Origin of the sequence: Corynebacterium glaucum (assembly GCF_002287505.1) — a bacterium.
Taxonomy (GTDB): domain Bacteria; phylum Actinomycetota; class Actinomycetes; order Mycobacteriales; family Mycobacteriaceae; genus Corynebacterium; species Corynebacterium glaucum.
The window spans coordinates 2,192,612-2,210,061 of the sequence record NZ_CP019688.1; the positions used below are offsets into that span (position 1 = coordinate 2,192,612).

At 62.9% G+C, this 17,450-nt stretch carries 15 protein-coding genes; 10 read left to right on the forward strand and 5 right to left on the reverse strand.

Annotation, left to right across the window (positions count from 1 at the left end):
* Window positions 1-395: 395 nt before the first annotated feature.
* The 3 genes from CGLAU_RS10710 to dacB all read right to left on the reverse strand — a co-directional run bounded on the left by CGLAU_RS10710 (window position 396) and on the right by dacB (window position 3,550).
* A complete protein-coding gene (locus CGLAU_RS10710) occupies window positions 396-1,220 on the reverse strand; it encodes a hypothetical protein (protein WP_157731358.1) in 825 nt (274 codons plus the stop codon).
* Between the two features lie 122 nt (window positions 1,221-1,342).
* Window positions 1,343-2,269, reverse strand: a complete 927-nt coding sequence (gene tilS / locus CGLAU_RS10715) for a tRNA lysidine(34) synthetase TilS (RefSeq protein WP_095660691.1) — start codon at window positions 2,267-2,269, stop codon at window positions 1,343-1,345.
* Window positions 2,270-2,278: 9 nt separating this feature from the next.
* On the reverse strand, window positions 2,279-3,550 hold the full coding sequence (gene dacB, locus CGLAU_RS10720; RefSeq protein WP_095660692.1) for a D-alanyl-D-alanine carboxypeptidase/D-alanyl-D-alanine endopeptidase: 1,272 nt from the start codon (window positions 3,548-3,550) through the stop codon (window positions 2,279-2,281).
* A gap of 64 nt (window positions 3,551-3,614) precedes the next feature.
* Between dacB and CGLAU_RS10725 the strand changes: the two genes are divergently transcribed.
* Together CGLAU_RS10725 and CGLAU_RS10730 are read left to right on the forward strand one after the other, a co-directional pair.
* Window positions 3,615-4,148 carry an inorganic diphosphatase gene (locus CGLAU_RS10725; RefSeq protein WP_095660693.1) on the forward strand — a complete coding sequence of 178 codons (534 nt, stop codon included), beginning with the start codon at window positions 3,615-3,617 and terminating at the stop codon, window positions 4,146-4,148.
* Between the two features lie 32 nt (window positions 4,149-4,180).
* Window positions 4,181-4,480 carry a rhodanese-like domain-containing protein gene (locus CGLAU_RS10730; RefSeq protein ID WP_095660694.1) on the forward strand — a complete coding sequence of 100 codons (300 nt, stop codon included), beginning with the start codon at window positions 4,181-4,183 and terminating at the stop codon, window positions 4,478-4,480.
* Window positions 4,481-4,711: 231 nt separating this feature from the next.
* Here CGLAU_RS10730 and CGLAU_RS10735 read toward each other — a convergent pair whose 3' ends face one another.
* The gene (locus CGLAU_RS10735) at window positions 4,712-6,175 is read right to left on the reverse strand and encodes an integrase core domain-containing protein (RefSeq protein WP_095659852.1); all 1,464 of its coding nucleotides are present in this window, start codon (window positions 6,173-6,175) and stop codon (window positions 4,712-4,714) included.
* A 170-nt stretch (window positions 6,176-6,345) separates the two neighbouring features.
* Between CGLAU_RS10735 and CGLAU_RS10740 the strand changes: the two genes are divergently transcribed.
* From CGLAU_RS10740 to CGLAU_RS10755, 4 genes are all read left to right on the forward strand, one after another.
* Entirely contained in the window at window positions 6,346-6,786 is a 441-nt protein-coding gene (locus tag CGLAU_RS10740; RefSeq protein ID WP_095660695.1) for a MarR family winged helix-turn-helix transcriptional regulator, read from the forward strand.
* Between the two features lie 113 nt (window positions 6,787-6,899).
* Window positions 6,900-7,547 carry a hypothetical protein gene (locus CGLAU_RS10745; RefSeq protein ID WP_095660696.1) on the forward strand — a complete coding sequence of 216 codons (648 nt, stop codon included), beginning with the start codon at window positions 6,900-6,902 and terminating at the stop codon, window positions 7,545-7,547.
* Window positions 7,548-7,626: 79 nt separating this feature from the next.
* A complete protein-coding gene (locus CGLAU_RS10750; RefSeq protein ID WP_095660697.1) occupies window positions 7,627-8,085 on the forward strand; it encodes a hypothetical protein in 459 nt (152 codons plus the stop codon).
* 395 nt (window positions 8,086-8,480) lie between these two features.
* Window positions 8,481-12,257, forward strand: coding sequence for a Pls/PosA family non-ribosomal peptide synthetase (locus CGLAU_RS10755; RefSeq protein WP_095660698.1), 3,777 nt, complete (start codon window positions 8,481-8,483; stop codon window positions 12,255-12,257).
* 34 nt (window positions 12,258-12,291) lie between these two features.
* On the opposite strand, the gene CGLAU_RS10760 is transcribed toward CGLAU_RS10755, so the two are convergent.
* Window positions 12,292-14,103, reverse strand: coding sequence for a metallophosphoesterase family protein (locus tag CGLAU_RS10760; RefSeq protein WP_095660699.1), 1,812 nt, complete (start codon window positions 14,101-14,103; stop codon window positions 12,292-12,294).
* Window positions 14,104-14,296: 193 nt separating this feature from the next.
* On the opposite strand from CGLAU_RS10760, the gene CGLAU_RS10765 reads away from it, so the two are divergent.
* From CGLAU_RS10765 to CGLAU_RS10780, 4 genes are read left to right on the forward strand one after another with little or no spacing between them, the layout of a single operon-like run.
* Window positions 14,297-15,184, forward strand: coding sequence for a cysteine ABC transporter substrate-binding protein (locus CGLAU_RS10765; RefSeq protein ID WP_095660700.1), 888 nt, complete (start codon window positions 14,297-14,299; stop codon window positions 15,182-15,184).
* 4 nt (window positions 15,185-15,188) lie between these two features.
* The gene (locus CGLAU_RS10770; protein WP_095660701.1) at window positions 15,189-15,848 is read left to right on the forward strand and encodes an amino acid ABC transporter permease; all 660 of its coding nucleotides are present in this window, start codon (window positions 15,189-15,191) and stop codon (window positions 15,846-15,848) included.
* Complete coding sequence (locus CGLAU_RS10775) at window positions 15,832-16,503, forward strand: amino acid ABC transporter permease (protein ID WP_095660702.1); 672 nt, start codon at window positions 15,832-15,834, stop codon at window positions 16,501-16,503. Before CGLAU_RS10770 ends, CGLAU_RS10775 begins: the two co-directional genes overlap by 17 nt.
* On the forward strand, window positions 16,504-17,238 hold the full coding sequence (locus CGLAU_RS10780; protein WP_095660703.1) for an amino acid ABC transporter ATP-binding protein: 735 nt from the start codon (window positions 16,504-16,506) through the stop codon (window positions 17,236-17,238).
* Window positions 17,239-17,450 lie beyond the last annotated feature (212 nt).

The window sequence follows — 17,450 nt, forward strand, 5'->3', positions numbered from 1 at the left end:
GCGTTTGGGAATGTTGGTAAAGATCAACTTCCTCATCTTGCCACCACAATCCGGCCAGATTCAAGAACCGCCCTGGGTGGGGGCTGGTTCCCGCGAACCTGGGGGAGGCCTGGAAGGGCTGAAGGAGGCGTGCGGGCGAAAGTGGCAACATGTTGCATTTCGGTAAATATTTGCCAGGGGCTTATTCGTCTCGGTGGCGGGCCAACGAATGCAGAATTTCGAATACCGTAACGACGTTGCGGGAAACGACAGTATCTGGGAGAATGTCGGTACAGAAAATCTGAGTAAGACTCTGTCGGTTCGTGACCGGGATTTTCGCGAAAGAGGGAGACTCGGGTTCGATTCCCGGCCCACGGTTGTGGTGTAGCTCAGTGGCAGAGCCCCTCTTTTGGTGCTTAAGGCCAGTGCGGAACCGTCCAGTAACCTTTCGATTCAGCAGCCTGTTTCAAATCGTTTGACGATAATCCCACTGGGCCATAGTTGAATTTGGCCAAACCTATGACCGACCTCTGCCACTTGCTGGAGTTACGGGGAGCACTCGTCTCGGATTCATAGTGGTCGACCACGATTTCCGCCCAAGTTCGTTTTGAGACGGTTTTACCCAGAGTACGGTTTACATCACGAGCAAGGCGCTGCACGAGGCCGAATGCGAGAAAGAGATGTCTAGCGTCTATTAGTAGGGAATTGTTGTTTCCCTTAATCTGAAGCGGCTGGCGGTTCTGAGTCACTTTCTCCCAGTAATCGAGCGCTTCATCTGATAGGGCTGGGATCATCTGATCCAAAGCCGCTTTGTAATTCCCGTTTTCATGAATGATCCCGTTGCGGACTAACCGCAAAACGTGGAAGAGCTCCAGCATCGAGTCGGGAGGCTGGGCGTGGCAAGTGGCGTAGAAAACTTCGTGCATATTAACCATTTTGATGTCGGGTCCAGTGTTACCGGCCGAATCGACGACCTGCATACCGTCTAACCGCGCCAAACCGACAGCGGATACCACGTATTGCTCAAGGACCGACATCGCGTAAGGAATGCCCACTCTTGCTAAGTGCCCCTCCGCCTGGTCAATATACGATCGCGCCTCGTCTGACCTTAGATTGAACCGCTCAATATGCCGGACTGCCGGAAAGATCCTGGCGAGAGTTTCTTCCGAGCCCTCGGTCAATTGCAGGGTATTTGAGGCTAGCTGGGACCCTGCAAGCAGAGCCATCAGTGCTGAATTCATCTGCGAACGCTGATCCAGAAACTGAAGGTACTCGGGATACTTTATCTGTGTGTCACCCACACGACCCCCCAAAAAATGTCATGGCTATTTTCATTCAACATAACGCTACCGGAGCGCATCATTCAGACAAGGTGCAGGTGCCCGGCATCGCGGGTGACGGTGCGGCCACTTGTGAGGGTGATCGGGCCCTGGCCGTGCCAGTCGGTGACGAGGCCATCGATAGCGTAGAGCTGATCGCCCTGGACGGGGATGCCGTTTTTGATGAGCCACGCTGCAATGCGACGGCGGCGCACCGGTGCGGGGTCTGCGGCGAGCTCAGCACAGTCGGCGGTGGGCTCGAGGTCGGCGAGGGACTCGAGGAGCTGGCGATCTTCGGCGATCCGGTTTGCGGTGGCGGCGAGCGGGACGACGGCGTCACCGCCGAGGAGTTCCGTCAATGCCGGGATGATCTGCTGGCGGATGGCGACGCGGCGGTAGGCCGGGTCGTGGTTCATCGGGTCGTCCCACGTTTCGAGCCCGAGTTCTTGGCAGGCGCCAACGGTTTCCGCGCGGCGGAGAAACAGCAACGGGCGGACGAGGCGATCTGACCGAGGTGCCATGCCAGCGGGGTTGCCGCGCAGCGCACCGAGGAGCAACGTCTCGGCCTGGTCATCGGCGGTGTGGGCGACCCAGACATCGGCATCAGATCCGGCTGCCGCAAAGAGCGCACTGTAGCGCGCGGCGCGGGCGGCGGCTTCGAGGCCGATGGCGCGACCAGTGCCGGCTACGGTGTCCACGTCGACGCGGACAACCTCAGCAGGCACATCCAGGCGCTGAGCCTGCTCGGCCGCGCGGGCCGCAACGTCGGCGGAGCCGGGCTGCAGACCGTGGTCCACCACCACCGCGCGGACGTGCTTGCCCTCGGCAGCGGCAGCGGCGACCAAAGCGAGTGAGTCGGGCCCGCCCGATAAACCGATGGCGGCTGGGTGGTCGGGATTGGTGTGGACGGGACGAACGGCCCGTCGACAAGCGAGAAAATGGGACGACTTCCGCGGCCAGAAGGGTTCCACGAACGCGCCTTAATACGCCCGGAGGATCGAGGCCATCTCATCCATCGCCCGGCGCGCCTCCAGCACGCTCGAACCGTTGGAGAGGAACGCGAACGTGTACACGTTGCCGTTAACACTGGTCACGGTGCCGGCGAGACCGGAGGTGTCGTCGAGCGTGCCGGTCTTGGCGCGCACCCAGCCGCGACCCGGCAGGTCGCCGTAGCGCTCGATGAGCGTGCCTTCGCCGCTGGCCACGGGCAGGGTGTTCAGCAGCGGACGCAGCTCCGGCTTGGCGGCGGCGTCGGCGAGGATGGAATCCAGCAGCTTCGGCGTGATCAGGTTCATGGTGGACAGGCCAGAGTTGTCGTGGATCTCGGTGCCGGCGGTGTCGAAGCCGTGCTCGCTCAGCGCAGCCATGGTCGCCCCCGGCGCGTCAGTCGCCGCGCGGTCCAGGGCAACTTCGCGGCCGATGGCCTCGGCGTAGACGTTGTCCGAGTGCTTCATCATCATGTCCAGGCGGGTGACCAGGTCCGGCGAGTCCACTGACGCGACCACCTGCGCACCCTCGGGCACCGGGGCAGCGCCGGCGGCCTCGGCGCCGATGGCACCGGCAAGCGCCTGCGCCACGTCGAGCGCGGGCGCGTGCGAACGCGGCACGTCGCCGGTTTCCTCCACAAGCCCGCGCCCACCGTTGAGCATCGCCGGCTGCAGCGGCGCAACGTAGCCGCCGTCGATGTCCACCGGATCCCAGCCGGGCAGCATTTCCGGCATCTGGCCCCAATAAGAAGAGTCAATGGCAACGCTGGTCACGGGCTCGCCCAAGCCATTGAGCTGCGTGGCAAGCGCGTCGATGGCCTCGGCGTCCATCCACACGTCGCCCGCGGCCTTGATCACCACTTCGCCCGGGTTCGGGCCGCGGTACACCTGCGTGGTCACCACATCGTCGGACCCGAGCTGCAGGATCGCGGCGGCCGCAGTGAGAATTTTCGTGGTGGAAGCAGGGCGCAGCGCAACGCCGGACTGCTGGTCAAACACCACTTCCCCGGTTGAAGCGTCCGTCACCCGGGCGTGAAACTCGACGAGGGCCGGGTTGGAAGCGGCGCTCAACAGGGCGTCGTGAAGCGAACTGCTCTCGATGGGCGAGCCTTGAGCTGGCTCGAGGACCTCGATTGGTGCGGGGAGTGTGTAGGCGGGGCCGTGTTCGAGCGCGGAGAGCTCCTCGTGCGCGACCACACCGAAACCAGCGACCGAACCGACGCCCACGAGCGCGGCGGCCGCGGCGACCCACGTCCAAGCTTTCATCAGGTGGCAAGCGTAGCGCACGTATGATGGCTGGCGACTATTCATCGAACAAAGGAGAGCCGCAATGGCAATCGAGGTCATCATCGAAATCCCGAAGGGGTCGCGCAACAAGTATGAGGTGGACCACGAAACTGGCCGCATCTTCCTGGACCGCTACCTGTTCACCCCGATGGCCTACCCGCTGGACTACGGCTTCATCGAGGACTCCCTGGCTGACGACGGCGACCCGCTGGACGCGCTGGTGATCACGCCGGAGCCGGTGTTCCCGGGCGTGACCGTGATCGCGCGACCGATCGGCGTGTTCAAGATGACCGATGAGGCCGGCGGCGACGACAAGCTGCTCTGCGTGCTCGACGACGTGCGCTACGAGTCTTTCCAGGACATTTCCGACATCGACGACTTCACCAAGGACGAGATCGAGCACTTCTTCGTGCACTACAAGGACCTCGAGCCGGGCAAGTCCGTGCAGGGTTCCGGCTGGGGCGACCGTGCCGAAGCCGAGTCCATCCTGCAGGCCGCGCTGGATGCGTACAAGCGCGTGGGCGACAACTCCCGCGAAGGCCTCGAAGAAGAGAAGGAAGCCAAGACCGAGAACTAGGTCCTCTCGGTTTTATTCAGGGAGAGGTTGGCATGAAAGAAGTAGAGGTACAGCAGGTCCCCGAAGGGGCACAGCTTATCGACGTCCGCGAGCCCGACGAGTTCGCCGCCCAGCGAGCCGTCGGCGCGGTGAATGTGCCGCTGAGCGAGTTCATCTCCCGAGTTGGCGAGATCGATCCGGACCAGGACGTGTACCTGATCTGCAAATCCGGGGGCCGCTCGGCGCAGGCTGGCGAGTATCTGGAAAACGCGATGGGGTGGGACAACGCGATCAACGTCGTCGGCGGGACCACCGCGTGGGTGGAAGCTGGGTTGCCGTCCGAGCAGGGCTAGGGCGGCTCGGGCGCTTCGGCGCTTCGGCGCTTCGGTGCCCCTGAGACACAAACCCGGATATCAGCCACAAACCCGGATATCTAGACCTCTTTATGTGCGAGCTTCCACACGTAAGGTGTCGTAGATATCCGGGTTTAGCTTTGCCCTGTTATGTCCATAGAGTTTTTGGACGCGGAGTCCGGGGACTTTTTGGACGCGGAGTCCGGGGACTTTTTGGACGTGCCTAGCTGATCATCGTTGTGGTCTACGTTTTGGGCGGGGCTTGGACAGGTTCGGTTTGAGCTGTGGCGGTTGGCGGTGCTTCATCCCTTCGACGAGGTTGATGTTGATCTGCCCGCCGGGTGGCCTGTGACTCAGCGTGATCGGCAGCGGCACGCTGAAGAGGAATTCACCGTCGTGGGCTGTGAAAAACTCAGCGACGTTGTCCGCTGTGACCGTGGTGTAGAGCAGACGGTTTTTGAATCTCAGGCCGATGTAGAGGCCGTGGGCGAGCACGCGGACGACCCCGTCTTTGCTTACTCGGAGTTCGTCTGGGATGCCCCAACTGTTTGTTGATCGTGTCGTTGGCATCGTTAGGGTGGGGGTATCGGTGGGAGGTATGCCTTGCTGAGCTGCCATGTCATCGGTGCTGGCCTCGGGTGAAGTTGCCGCTTGCCCGGGGCCGTTTGTCGCTATGAGTGCTGCTTGCGGGTTGTGCGCTTGGTTGAAAGTGACCACGCGGGCCCAAACATTTTCAGGATCAAGCGGATGCGTGGGTGGTGCTGCCTTGGGGAAGGTGTCGAAAGCTTGGCGTGGGGTGATATGCATTTTGCCCACCAGCAGCGATTGGTGGCGTCGTCGCTCGTTGTACACCTGGCGGTATTCAACGAGGTACGAGTTGACCTCAGCAAGGCTGACCGGGTGGCGCGCGTCTAGGAACTGAATCAGGGTGCGGTGGGAGCGCTCGTCTTTTCCCTGGGTTGTGGGAGCAAACCCAGCAATAGCCAGTACTCCTTCGCTGGCAAGCCACACTTCAGTAGCGGAGAGATGTCCACGGTGGTAGGTGGCGAACGCCTCGCCGTTATCGGAGAGGATCTCTTGGGGTTTGCCGTAGACAGCAAATGCCTCGGCTAATGCAGCGCGCGCATCAGTACCGTTTTCCGGCAAAGCGAATGCTTTAGTACCTACATCGAATCTGCTGGCGTCGTCGATGACCTGGTAGATCGTCACGTGAGTGTGGGCGTGGTCGAACAGCCGGTAGACCAGACCGTCGATCTGCCATAGCTCACCAACGAAATCGCGGGCGAATCGTTTATAGGAGCTGCGTGGGCGTTTACGGGCATTGGCTTCTACAAAACCCAACTCATGAAGCCACAACGCGATGGTGGAACGCGACGGGGTGCGATCAGGACCAACGGAATCGAACAAGGAGTAATAGATCGACCACGGGCCGTAATCCAACCCCTGTTCCATCAGATGTTGCCGAGCGTTGACGACTGCGATTTTGTCGGCTTCATCGAATCTTCTGGCCGGGTTCTTCGGAGCGGTCGAATCCGGCAGAATGCCCGATCGACCCTTCTGGGCAACCCGCTTTTTGATGTTGGTGTAGGTCTGACGCGAGATGCCCAATTCTTTGCAAAACTGTGTGATCGTTTTGCCGTCGCGGACCGGGTCAAAATCAGCGACCTTTCTGCGCTTGTGCAATGGAATAGCCATCGGGCTATTCCACCGCCGCAAATGTCCAAAAAGCCTCTAGACATCACGTCCAAAAACTTCCTGGACTCCATGCCCAAGAAGTCCCAAGACATCACAGGTTTAGCTTTGCCCGGCCTATGGCTGTCGCCAAAAGTGGCGCAACCCCATCAATTTCTGGTTACGCTTGAGACATGGCCCAGTCCGCAGATCTACCTCACTCGCTCACACGGTCGCCGTCGTTTCAGATCGAACGCGTCCGCCGACATACAAAAGACGAGGTAGAGCGCGCCCTGAGCCAGCACGGTTCGTCGATGCGGGAGTTCTGGATCCTCAGCTGCGTGGTCGATCAGCCCTACTCCCAGACCCAGCTTTCGGAGCTTTTGGCGATCGACGCCTCGGACATGGTTCGACTTGTCGACTCGCTGGAAAAGCACGAGTGGGTGAAGCGCGACCGCGACCCGCGGGATCGTCGTCGCCAAATTGTCACCCCAACCAAGAAAGGCATCAAAGCGCACGCCTCGCTTGTCGACGATGTCGCCTCGGCCGAAGATCGCGCCTTGGACATGTCGACAACGAAGCAGCTCAAATCGCTAAAGAAGCTTTCCAAGGCGATCCTGGAAGAGGAAAGCTAGCCGCATTCTTTGCGACACGAATAAAACACCTCGAAGCCTCATGGAGCGGAGCCCGGCAGCGTTAAGCTGATATCTGTTCCCTTCTTTTTCATTGTCCGTCGAGGAGTTTTGTCATGAAGCGTTTCCGCGCGGCCAGCATTGCTGCAGCCCTGTCCGCCGCGCTGATCACCGCTCCCATCCCGTTCGCTTCCGCCGAGACACCGAACGCTGAGATAGCGGCTGAAGAGAACAAGAACGCAGCCGAGGACACGAACCCGGAGCTCATCGCCGCCGAGGCCGCGCTTGAGCGAGCTGAAAAGAAGCTCAATGAGGCGAAGGCCGAGCTGACCAAGATCGAGCAAGACGCCATCGAGGCAAGAAAGGCCGAGTCCGAGGCGCTAAAGAAGGCCACCGGCGATCAGGCAGGTAAGTTCGAAGCAGCTCGAATCGACAACGAGCACGAGCGGTCAAAGAAGATCCTCGCCGCAATGGAGAAGGTGACGAAAGCCCAGGCCGACTACGACCGCGCCGCTGCCGAGGTTGAGCGCGTCAAGGCCGGCCCCTCTAACGACCGCAATGAACGCGAGTCGATTAACCAGCCCCTGGTTACCCAGGTTCCGAAGAACACTAAGGGCTCCGCAACAAGTTCCTCAGAACTTTCCGGAGTCAACCCGGTAGCCGGTGGTGCTGTCATTGGCCTGGCCATCGGCATAATCGCCGCAATCTTTAGCGTCGTCGCCGTCACGCTGCCGATGCTGCCCCAGATCGCAGCAGCGTTCTAACCCAAAGCTTGGGTAACTCCGGTTACCCAGTTCCAACTGAATAGCTCTATTTGTTTCCAACTCTCTGGAGGAGTTTCCCATGACCCGTTCCCGCATCCGCACCGCTGGCGTTGCCGCCGCAGTCGCAACCTCTCTGATCGTCGCTCCGAACGCATTCGCCGAGGATAATGCGACTACCGCTGCGGAGACCGTTGACGCACAAAACGTTGAGCAGCAGACCCCGAAGGAGGACGCTCCGAAGGAAGACACTCCGAAGGAAGACACTCCGAAGGAGGACACCCCGAAGGAGGACACCCCGAAGGAGGAGGAGGAGAAGGAGCCGAAGGGCGACCGGTCTTCAAACAACACCATCCAGTCTTCCAAGGAGGGTGACAAGACCGCCAAGGGTTCGAGCGAAGATGGCTCCCTTTCCCCGGGTGCTATCGCAGGTATCGTCATCGGCGTTCTCGCAGCGATCGCTGGCGCAGCAGCTTTCGCCCTGCCGCAGATCCAGCAGTTTCTGCCTCCGCAGATCCAGCAGTTCCTGCCGAAGTTCTAATTCGGTAGCAAATCGGGCGCCATAGGTGCCACCACTTGAAGCCGTCTGCTCGCTTGAGCGGGCGGCTTCTTTCATGCTTGCCCAGGGACCACCCCCACCCCCAACCCCTTCCACACGGCTCTGTAGGAACTTACTGAGACGCGCGCTTGTGTCGGCATTGGCTTAGGTCTCGATCGAGCAGTCGTAAATTTTTACAGTCGCCAAGATCTCGTGGCGAAGAGGGCTTGTGGCGGTGGGGGCATTCGCCGGCAAGGGCAGAGAGGCCGGAGAGGGCGAGGCTGGCCGCGTGGCCACGCACCCCAGTCAAACACCCACCCACATTGCTGGGCGCCCATAAACCGTTGGTTCGAACCAACAAATTGGATGATTGCGCCAGGTTAGTTAGCCTTATTGCCATGACAATCCAGGGCAACCACGACGAGCACTTGCTGCGCGCGCACCTCGCACCGCCACCGCGCACCCTCGTGGACATCGTCCGCGCCACTGCGGAGGAGCACCCCGAGGCCGCCGCGATCGACGACGGCGAAGTGCTCACCTACGCCGAGCTCATCGCAGAAGTCGAGGCGCTGGCCGCCGACCTGCACGCGCATGGTCTCGACCACGGCGGGCGCGTCGGCATCCGCATGACCTCCGGCTCGAAGGACCTCTACCTGGCCATCCTGGCCACGATGTTCGCCGGCTGCGCCTACGTGCCGGTCGACGCCGACGACCCGGACGAGCGCGCGGAGCTGGTCTTCGGCGAGGCCAAGATTGACGCGGTCTGGACGGATGAGGGGTTTCGCGTGCTGCGGGGCTCGAAGGCGGTGCAAGGAGGCGTCGATAAGCAAGTAAGCCCTGACGATGACTGCTGGATTATTTTCACCTCCGGCTCGACCGGAACGCCGAAGGGTGTGGCGGTGACTCACCGCTCGGCCGCGGCTTTCGTGGACGCTGAGGCGCGGCTGTTCTGCCAGGCGGAACCGCTCGGGCCCGATGACCGGGTGCTGGCGGGCCTGTCGGTGGCCTTCGACGCGAGCTGCGAGGAAATGTGGCTGGCGTGGCGCCACGGTGCATGCCTGGTGCCCGCTCCGCGCGCGCTCGTGCGCTCCGGCCAGGACTTGGGCCCGTGGCTGATTCGCCGCGACATCACCGTTGTTTCCACCGTGCCCACGCTCGCGGGCCTGTGGCCTGCGGAAGCGCTCGACAACGTGCGATTGCTCATCGTCGGCGGCGAGGCTTGCTCGCAGGAACTCACCGATCGCTTGGCGACGGGGCGCGAAATGTGGAACACGTATGGCCCCACAGAGGCGACCGTGGTGGCTTCGGCGCAGCGGCTCGTCCCGGGCGAGCCTGTGACCATCGGCTGGGCGCTCGACGGCTGGGACCTCAAAGTCGCCGACGACGGCGAGCTGGTCATCGGCGGCGTTGGCCTCGCGCGCTACCTCGACCCTGCGAAGGACGCGGAGAAGTACGCGCCGATGGGCGATTGGCCGCGCGCCTACCGCACCGGCGACCACGTGAAAATTGCCGACAATGGCTTGGCGTTTATCGGCCGCGCCGACGACCAGGTGAAGATCGGCGGCCGCCGAATCGAGCTCGGCGAGGTAGAGGCGCACGTCGCGGGCCTGGACGGGGTCTACAACTCCGCCGTCTCCACGCAGACGCTGCCCAGCGGCGACAAGGTGCTGGTGGGCTACCTCTCCCCCGACCCGGGTGTCACCCTCGACGTCATCGCGATGCGCGAGGCACTCGCAGAAGTCATGCCGGCCGCGCTCGTCCCGCGCCTGCATGTGATGGACGAGCTGCCCGTGCGCACCTCCGGCAAGGTCGACAAAAAGGCCCTCCCCTGGCCGCTGCCCGCCGAGGTCAGCGCCGTCGGTCTCACCGAAACCGAAGCATGGGTGGCGCAGACCTTCGTCGATGTCCTCGGCATGGACGTCGCCAGCCGCGACGACGACTTCTTCGCACTCGGCGGCACGTCGCTTGCCGCCGCGACCCTGGTCGCGCGCCTGCGCGAGCGCGTCCCCACCATCGCCGTGCGCGACCTCTACGACCACCCTCGACTCGGGGCTTTAGCATCGCTTATCGACGACTCCTTGGGCACGACCCACACGCTCCGCGACCGCGCTGTCACCCCGGTTGGCGCAACTACGCGTCTTGCCCAGACTCTGCTCATGGTGCCGGTGATGACGCTGCGCGCCGCCACAGCAGTGACGTGGGTGCTCCTGGCCGCGCAGCTACTAGGCGTGCTGGCGCTGTCGTGGTCCGGACTGGTGCTCGCGTTTGTGGTGTTCTGCACCCCACTCGGCCGCGTGCCTGTCGGCGCGCTTGGCGCGCGGGTAATCCGCGGCCGCATCGAGGCGGGCGTGTACCCGCGCGGCGGTGCAGTGCACGTGCGTCTCTGGGCTGCGGAACGCTGGCTCGCCGCCTCCGGCGCGACGAATATCTCTGCGGCGTGGCTGGTCAAGCCGCTTGCGCGCATGCTGGGCGCCCGCATCGGCCGCGGCGTGGACTTTCAGACGTTGCCGCCGGTCACCGGTCTACTCACGGTTGGCAGCGGTGCGGCGATCGAGCCGGGCGTCGACCTGTCGGGCCACTGGCTCGACGGCGATGAACTGCACGTCGGAGCGGTGACAATCGGCGATGACGCTCGCATCGGTGCCCGCTCGACCCTGATGCCGGGTACCGAGATCCGCCAGGATGCGCACGTTGAGGCTGGGTCCACCGTCACCGGCGACAAACCCGTGAAGAAGGGCGCGCGTTGGGCGGGCTCGCCCGCGAAGAAGGTCGGCCGCTCGAAGCTGCGCTTCCCTGACGAGCGGCCGCCGCGCGGCATCGTCTGGGCAGCGGCGTATGCGCTGACGTCGCTGGCGCTCGCTGGCCTACCCGTTGCAGCTGCGGCCGCGGGTATTGCAGTGGTGTGGGCACTCGCGCCGTCAATTGGCTGGGCGGTGGTCCTCTCCCCGCTCGGCGGCCTGGTTTACCAGGGCGTCGGCATGGGCCTGACCTGGCTGGGGGTGCGCATTGCGCAGCTGAGCATCAAACCCGGCATCGCCCCGGTGCGTTCCCGCCACGGGCTTGCGCTGTGGACCGTCGTGCGCCTGATGGATGATGCCCGCACCCGCTTCTTCCCCGTCTACGCTGCACTGCTTACCCCGGTGTGGCTGCGCACGCTCGGCGCGCACATCGGCAACGACGCCGAGGTGTCCACCGCTGTCATGGTGCCCACGCTCACCGAGGTTCGCGACGGGGCATTTCTTGCCGACGACACGCTTGCCGGCGGCTACGAACTCGGCGGCGGCTGGATCCGCAGCGCCCAAACGACTGTGGGTCGACGCGCGTTCGTAGGTAACTCCGGCATGGTCGCCCCAGGGCGCAAGCTGGCTAAGCAGTCCCTGGTCGCGGTGCTCTCTGCCAGCCCGAAGAAATCGAAAGCGGGATCTAACTGGTGGGGATCGCCGCCGGAGCGAATGCGCCGCGTCGAGGTCGAGGCGGGAAGTGAATCTGTGACGTACGCGCCGTCGACAAGCATGAAGCTCCGGCGGGGCTTTGTGGAAACCCTGCGGCTGCTCGCACCCATGGCGCATGCGTGGCTGGCTGCACTGTTCGCGGTGGTCGTTGTGGGTTTGACGCCGGTGCTGGGCTGGTGGGTGTACCTGGCTGGTGGGCTGGTGTGGATGTATATCGGCGCACTCGCGGTGCTGGTTGCTGTGGCGACGAAGTGGCTGCTGGTGGGCACGCACCGGGCGGGCGAGCACCCGCTGTACTCGTGGTTTGTGTGGCTCAACGAGCTGCAGGACCAGTTCATTGAGCTGGTGGCCGCGCCGTGGTTCTTCAACTGGGCGCCGGGCACCGGCGAGATGTCTCTGGTGCTGCGGCTGCTCGGGGTGGATATCGGGCGTGGCGCTTGGGTGGAGTCGTACTGGTTCCCCGAGACAGACCTGTGCCGCGTGGGCGACGGCGCATCGGTGGGGCGCGGCACGGTGGTGCAGACGCACCTGTTCCAGGACCGCGTGATGTCGCTGGATGCCGTGGTGGTGGAGGCCGGCGCGTCGGTGGGGCCGCACTCGGTGGTGCTGCCCGGTGCGGTGATCGGCGCGGACGCGTCGGTTGGCCCGGGTTCGCTGGTGATGCGCGGCGACGTGCTCAGCGAGCGCACCGTCTGGCAGGGCAACCCGGTCGAGCCGCGGTAGCGGCTAGTTGCGGCCCGGCGCGGGCAGTGTTTGGCTAGCGCACCACCTGCGGCGCGAAGAACGCGAACAAACCGCCGAGCGCCGCGAGCACGGCGACGATCACGCCGACCGCAGCAGGCATACCGGATCCAGACGAGCCTGTGGAACCATCCTGCTGCGGGTTCGGCGACGGTTGGGAGCCAGCGTTCGAACCCGCGCCGGCAGCCTGGTTTCGCACCGCGTCAGACGCGGTGAGGCGGCCCTGCTTGGAGAAGTCCTGGTACTTGATCAGCTTCGTCGTGCCCTCCGGGTTGGTGGCACTGTGGCCAGCCTTGAAATCCCAGGCCTCGACGCGGACGCGGTCGTCGTAGATCTTCACGCGGAGGCCGGATGCGGCCTGCTCGTCCACGATTTCCTCGTCGTGGTCGCCGTCGGGCATGTACTCGTTCAAGATCGCACCGGTGTTCACTACCGGGAATCCGATCGCGCCTTCCTGAGTGCCGTCGTAACGTCGCGTCCCCCACCAGTTGTTCTGGTACAGCGATGCATGCGAGTGGCTGGTGAATGCAACGACGTCGTTGTACTTCGACAGGACGTTGGAAAGTGCCTGCTGATTCTCGAAGTCGTTCTGGTACCACGCCGAGTGGGACATGGACACCGTCTGCGGCAGTAGCGGGTGGGTGAAGACGAGTGCAGTCACACCCTGGCTATCCCAGTACGCGAGGCGAGAGTCGAGCCAGGCGAGCTGCTCGGCCGACAGGCGTTGAAACGGTTCTTTACCGTCACGGTCGGAGTCTTGGTAGTACTCGGTGGAGATGCCGATCATCGGCACACCATCCACGACCTTTTCAAACCACGGCTTGTCCTGCCCGGTGTGCTCGCCCGCGTACTGCATGTAGCGGTCCATCTTTTCTTGGAAGTCCAGCTCGTGGCCGTAGAGCTCGTGGTTGCCGATGGTCCAGAACTCCTCGCCGGAATCGTGTGGCATTGCCTCGCGTGCGGCGAGGAAGGTGTCCCACTGTTCCTGCGTGCCCAGATCGACCAGGTCGCCGTTGATCACCAGCGCGTCAGCTTTTTCAGGCATCGCGTTGAGCCGCGCCACTGCCAGCTTGAAGTCTTCGGGGTCATCTTGGGTGTCAGAGATGACGTCGATAATGGCCTTCGGCTGCTCCGCGACTTGCGTGAACGGAGCACGAACCGCAACATTGTCCAGCGCCCACCAGTAGTCGTCGTTGCCGCCGAGGTAGGAGAAGGTCACCTGCATCTGGCTCGCGCCGGCCGGAACATCGATCTCGAAGTACTCGTGGGAGGAGTAGCGGTCCGCATCGAACGTGGCGACGGTCTGTTGTGCTCCCCCATCGAAGCTCACGCTCACCTGGGCGGTCTGGCCCGACTTGCCCTGGCGGTAGTGGTGGTCGAACTCGAGCGCGACGGTGCCCTGGCCACTGACGTTGATGTTGGCGCTGGTAAGTGAAGCGTCCATCGAGTCGCGCGGCGCGAGGCGCTGCTGCTTCGAGTCGATGATTGCCACCTGATCGTGGCCCTGGGTGAAGTAGTGGCGCTGTTCCGTGCCAGACGTCCAGGTCCAGCGCCGGATGGTGGAGAGCGTCCACCCGTTCCAGCGTTCCTCGCCAGAGGTCACGCCGGTGACGTCTTGTTTCCAGCCCTTCGGCATGTCGTGGGTGAAGTGGGCCGGGTTCGGGACTGCATCGAAGCTTTCGAAGTACAGGTACGGACGGGCCGAAGCGGGCAGGGTTTCCGGTTGAGCGGCGACGGCCTGGGTGAGGCCGAGCGGAAGAGCGATGACAGTAGCGGTTGCGATGGCGGTTGCGGTGGCGGTAGCGAGGAACGAGTTGCGCAGCGTCATACGCCAAAAATTACTCCACCCGACCAGGTTCCGCTTGGCAAGCTTTCAGCCCACTCTCAGCGAATTTGGCAGCGATTACCGGCACCCTTTCCCTTACTAGACAGGGTGGTGTATTTTCTTCATACAGATCGGTTTCCGGGCCGCCAACGGTTGCCAGGAAGACCGTCTCACCTGCAAGAGAAAGTAGAACAACATGTCTATCATCCCGAATCGCAAGCGCATCGCGGCGGGCGTCGCCGCTGTCCTCGCAGCAGTGAGCCTCACCGCTTGCTCCTCCGACTCCTCCGGTTCGAGCGACTCCGCCGGTTCCGATGCCCCTTCCGCCTCGAGCAGCTTCCGAGATGTGGATGCCATCAAGGAGGACGGCACGGTGAAGATCGGCGTGTTCTCCGATAAGGCGCCGTTCGGCTACGTCGATGCGAACGGCGGCTACGCCGGATACGACATCGAGTACGGCAACCGCCTCGGCGAGGACCTCGGCGTCGAAGTTGAGTACGTCCCGGTCGAAGCCGCCTCGCGCGTCGAGTTCCTGGACACCAACAAGGTCGACATCATCCTGGCCAATTTCACCGTCACCCCGGAGCGCCAGGAGAAGGTCGACTTCGCCAACCCGTACATGAAGGTCTCGCTCGGCGCGGTCACCCCGGATGCCAAGCCGCTGAACAGCGTCGAGGAGCTCGAGGGCAAGAACGTCATCGTGGTCAAGGGCACGACCGCAGAGGCTTACCTGGAAGAGAACCACCCGGAGATCAAACTCACTAAGTTCGAGCAGTACACCGAAGCCACCAATGCGCTTATCGACGGCCGGGGCGACGCCTGGGTCACCGACAACACCGAGGCGCTCGCATGGGCTGAGCAGACCCCTGGTTTCACCGCGACCATCCCGACACTGGGTGACATCGACACGATCGCTGGCGCAGTAGCCAAGGGCAACACCAGCCTGAAGGACTGGATGAACGACGAGCTGGTCGAGCTGGGCAAGGAGAACTTCTTCCACGACGCCTACGAGAAGACCCTGAAGCCGGTCTACGGCGACGCGGTCTCCGCAGACGACCTCGTCGTTGAGGGCGGCAAGCTCTAATCCAATGGATTTCTCGGTCGTCGCCGATAACATCCCGGTCTACGCTCAGGCGGCAGTCCTCACTGTGAGGGTTGCCGCCAAAGGCATTTTGCTGGCGTTTCTCGTTGGCGCGCTCTGCGCCACCATCAGGTACTTTCGCATCCCGGTGCTGCGCCAACTCACCACGGCCTACATCGAGGTCTCCCGCAACACTCCCCTACTTGTGCAGCTCTTCTTCCTCTACTTCGGCCTGCCGAAGTTGGGCATCGTCATCGAGTCGGAGACTTGTGCGGTAATCGGGCTCGGGTTCCTCGGCGGTTCATACATGGCCGAGGCAATTCGTGCGGGTCTGGAAGGCGTGCCGGCCAGCCAGATGCAGTCGTCGTTAAGCCTGGGCATGAGCCGTACCCAAGCCCTGCGACATGTGATCACTCCGCAGGCCACTGCCCTGGCTCTGCCCGCGCTGACGGCGAACATCATCTTCCTGATCAAGGAGACATCGGTGGTGAGCATCGTCGCACTGCCGGATTTGGTGTACACGGCGAAGGAGCAGATCGGGCAGACCTACGAAACCCGCGAGGCGCTGCTTCTGCTGGTCACGTTCTACCTGATCATTTTGCTGCCCATTTCGCTGGTGGCCGGTGCCGTTGAGAGGAAGGTGCGCGCGAATGTTTTCGGATCTTGAGGTACTCGCGCAGGGCAACAACTTCGCCCGCCTGCTCCAAGGCCTCGGAGTCTCGGTGCAGATCGCGCTGATCTCCATGGCGCTTTCGATCGTGCTGGGTACGCTCCTTGGCGTTGTCATGACGTCGAAAAGCAAAATTGTGCGGGTAGTGACCCAGTTCTACCTGCAGTTTGTGCGCATCATGCCGCAACTGGTGCTGCTGTTTCTGGTGTACTTCGACCTCACGCGCGGCTTCGGGATCAACCTCGACGCCAAGGTTGCGGCAATCATCGTGTTCACCCTGTGGGGCACCGCCGAGATGGGCGATCTGGTGCGCGCCTCTATTCAGGCGGTGCCGCGGCACCAATACCTCTCCGCCGCGGCGCTGGGCATTGAGGGCCGCGACCTCTACCGCCACGTGGTGCTGCCGCAGGCGGTGCGCGGGCTGTTGCCGCTGACCATCAACCTGACCAACCGCATGATCATGACCACCTCGCTCGTGGCGCTAATCGGCGTCGTCGAGGTGCTCAAAGTCGCACAGCAGATCATTGACGCGAACCGTTTCGACTACCCCAGCGCCGCCCTGTGGATCTACGGCGTGGTGTTTGTGCTCTACTTCCTCGTGTGTTTCCCCATCTCGCTCGCCGCGCGCAAGCTTGAAGAAAGGTGGCAGTAAATGGAGCTTTTGAAGCTTCACGACGTCCGCAAGACCTACCCCAACGGCCACCGAGCCCTCGACGGGGTGAGCTTGAGCGTGGATCGCGGCGAGGTCGTGGCCATCATCGGCCCGTCCGGTTGCGGTAAGTCGACCCTGCTCAAAACGGTCAATGGCCTCGAGCCGGTGGACTCGGGGCACATTCTTGTCGACGGCCGCGACGTCACCCTCGCCACGACGCGCCTGAAAGACGTGCGCGCTGATGTGGGCATGGTGTTTCAGTCCTACGACCTGTTCCCGCACCTGACGGTGATGAAGAACCTGCTGCTCGCCCCCAAAGTGGTGCAAGGTGCGAACGAGGCGCAGGCGCGCGAGCGGGCCATGGAGCTGCTCGAGCGAGTCGGCCTGGCGGATAAGGCAGACGCGCGCCCGCGCGAGCTATCCGGCGGGCAACAACAGCGCGTGGCAATCGTGCGCGCGCTGATGATGGAGCCGAAAGCATTGCTTCTCGACGAGATCACCGCCTCCCTCGATCCCGAGATCGTTCGGGAGGTGTTGGAGGTGGTTGTGGGACTCGCGCGCGACGGGATGACGATGCTTGTGGTGACTCACGAGATGTCGTTTGCGAAGGCAGTTGCCGATCGCGTGGTGTTCATGGACGCCGGTCGCATTGTGGAGGTAGCGCCGCCGGAGGAGTTCTTTGCATCGCCGTCCAGCGATCGCGCAAAGCGCTTCTTAGACCAGCTGGTTTTCTAGGGCGTTCGGCTGCCGAGGTGTTGGCTAGCTGAAGTCGCTGGGAGCTTTGCATTGGGCGCGGGGCCGGCGCCCCTGCATTTGTCCGGCATTTGCCCGGCAATGGTACAGACAAGTTGAGTAGTCGAATGCTGCACGCCACTTTCTTCTAGCAACATGGTTCTCACCAGTGATAATGACCACGAATCCCGCAAGATCCGCTTCCTGCATTCAGC

Excerpts from the sequence above, each read along its gene's own strand:
- CGLAU_RS10710 (WP_157731358.1), bottom strand. The coding sequence starts at position 1,220 with ATGAATTCAGCACTGATGGCTCTGCTTGCAGGGTCCCAGCTAGCCTCA.
- dacB (WP_095660692.1), bottom strand. The coding sequence starts at position 3,550 with ATGAAAGCTTGGACGTGGGTCGCCGCGGCCGCCGCGCTCGTGGGCGTC.
- CGLAU_RS10725 (WP_095660693.1), top strand. The coding sequence starts at position 3,615 with ATGGCAATCGAGGTCATCATCGAAATCCCGAAGGGGTCGCGCAACAAG.
- CGLAU_RS10730 (WP_095660694.1), top strand. The coding sequence starts at position 4,181 with ATGAAAGAAGTAGAGGTACAGCAGGTCCCCGAAGGGGCACAGCTTATC.
- CGLAU_RS10735 (WP_095659852.1), bottom strand. The coding sequence starts at position 6,175 with ATGGCTATTCCATTGCACAAGCGCAGAAAGGTCGCTGATTTTGACCCG.
- CGLAU_RS10740 (WP_095660695.1), top strand. The coding sequence starts at position 6,346 with ATGGCCCAGTCCGCAGATCTACCTCACTCGCTCACACGGTCGCCGTCG.
- CGLAU_RS10745 (WP_095660696.1), top strand. The coding sequence starts at position 6,900 with ATGAAGCGTTTCCGCGCGGCCAGCATTGCTGCAGCCCTGTCCGCCGCG.
- CGLAU_RS10750 (WP_095660697.1), top strand. The coding sequence starts at position 7,627 with ATGACCCGTTCCCGCATCCGCACCGCTGGCGTTGCCGCCGCAGTCGCA.
- CGLAU_RS10755 (WP_095660698.1), top strand. The coding sequence starts at position 8,481 with ATGACAATCCAGGGCAACCACGACGAGCACTTGCTGCGCGCGCACCTC.
- CGLAU_RS10760 (WP_095660699.1), bottom strand. The coding sequence starts at position 14,103 with ATGACGCTGCGCAACTCGTTCCTCGCTACCGCCACCGCAACCGCCATC.
- CGLAU_RS10765 (WP_095660700.1), top strand. The coding sequence starts at position 14,297 with ATGTCTATCATCCCGAATCGCAAGCGCATCGCGGCGGGCGTCGCCGCT.
- CGLAU_RS10770 (WP_095660701.1), top strand. The coding sequence starts at position 15,189 with ATGGATTTCTCGGTCGTCGCCGATAACATCCCGGTCTACGCTCAGGCG.
- CGLAU_RS10775 (WP_095660702.1), top strand. The coding sequence starts at position 15,832 with ATGTTTTCGGATCTTGAGGTACTCGCGCAGGGCAACAACTTCGCCCGC.
- CGLAU_RS10780 (WP_095660703.1), top strand. The coding sequence starts at position 16,504 with ATGGAGCTTTTGAAGCTTCACGACGTCCGCAAGACCTACCCCAACGGC.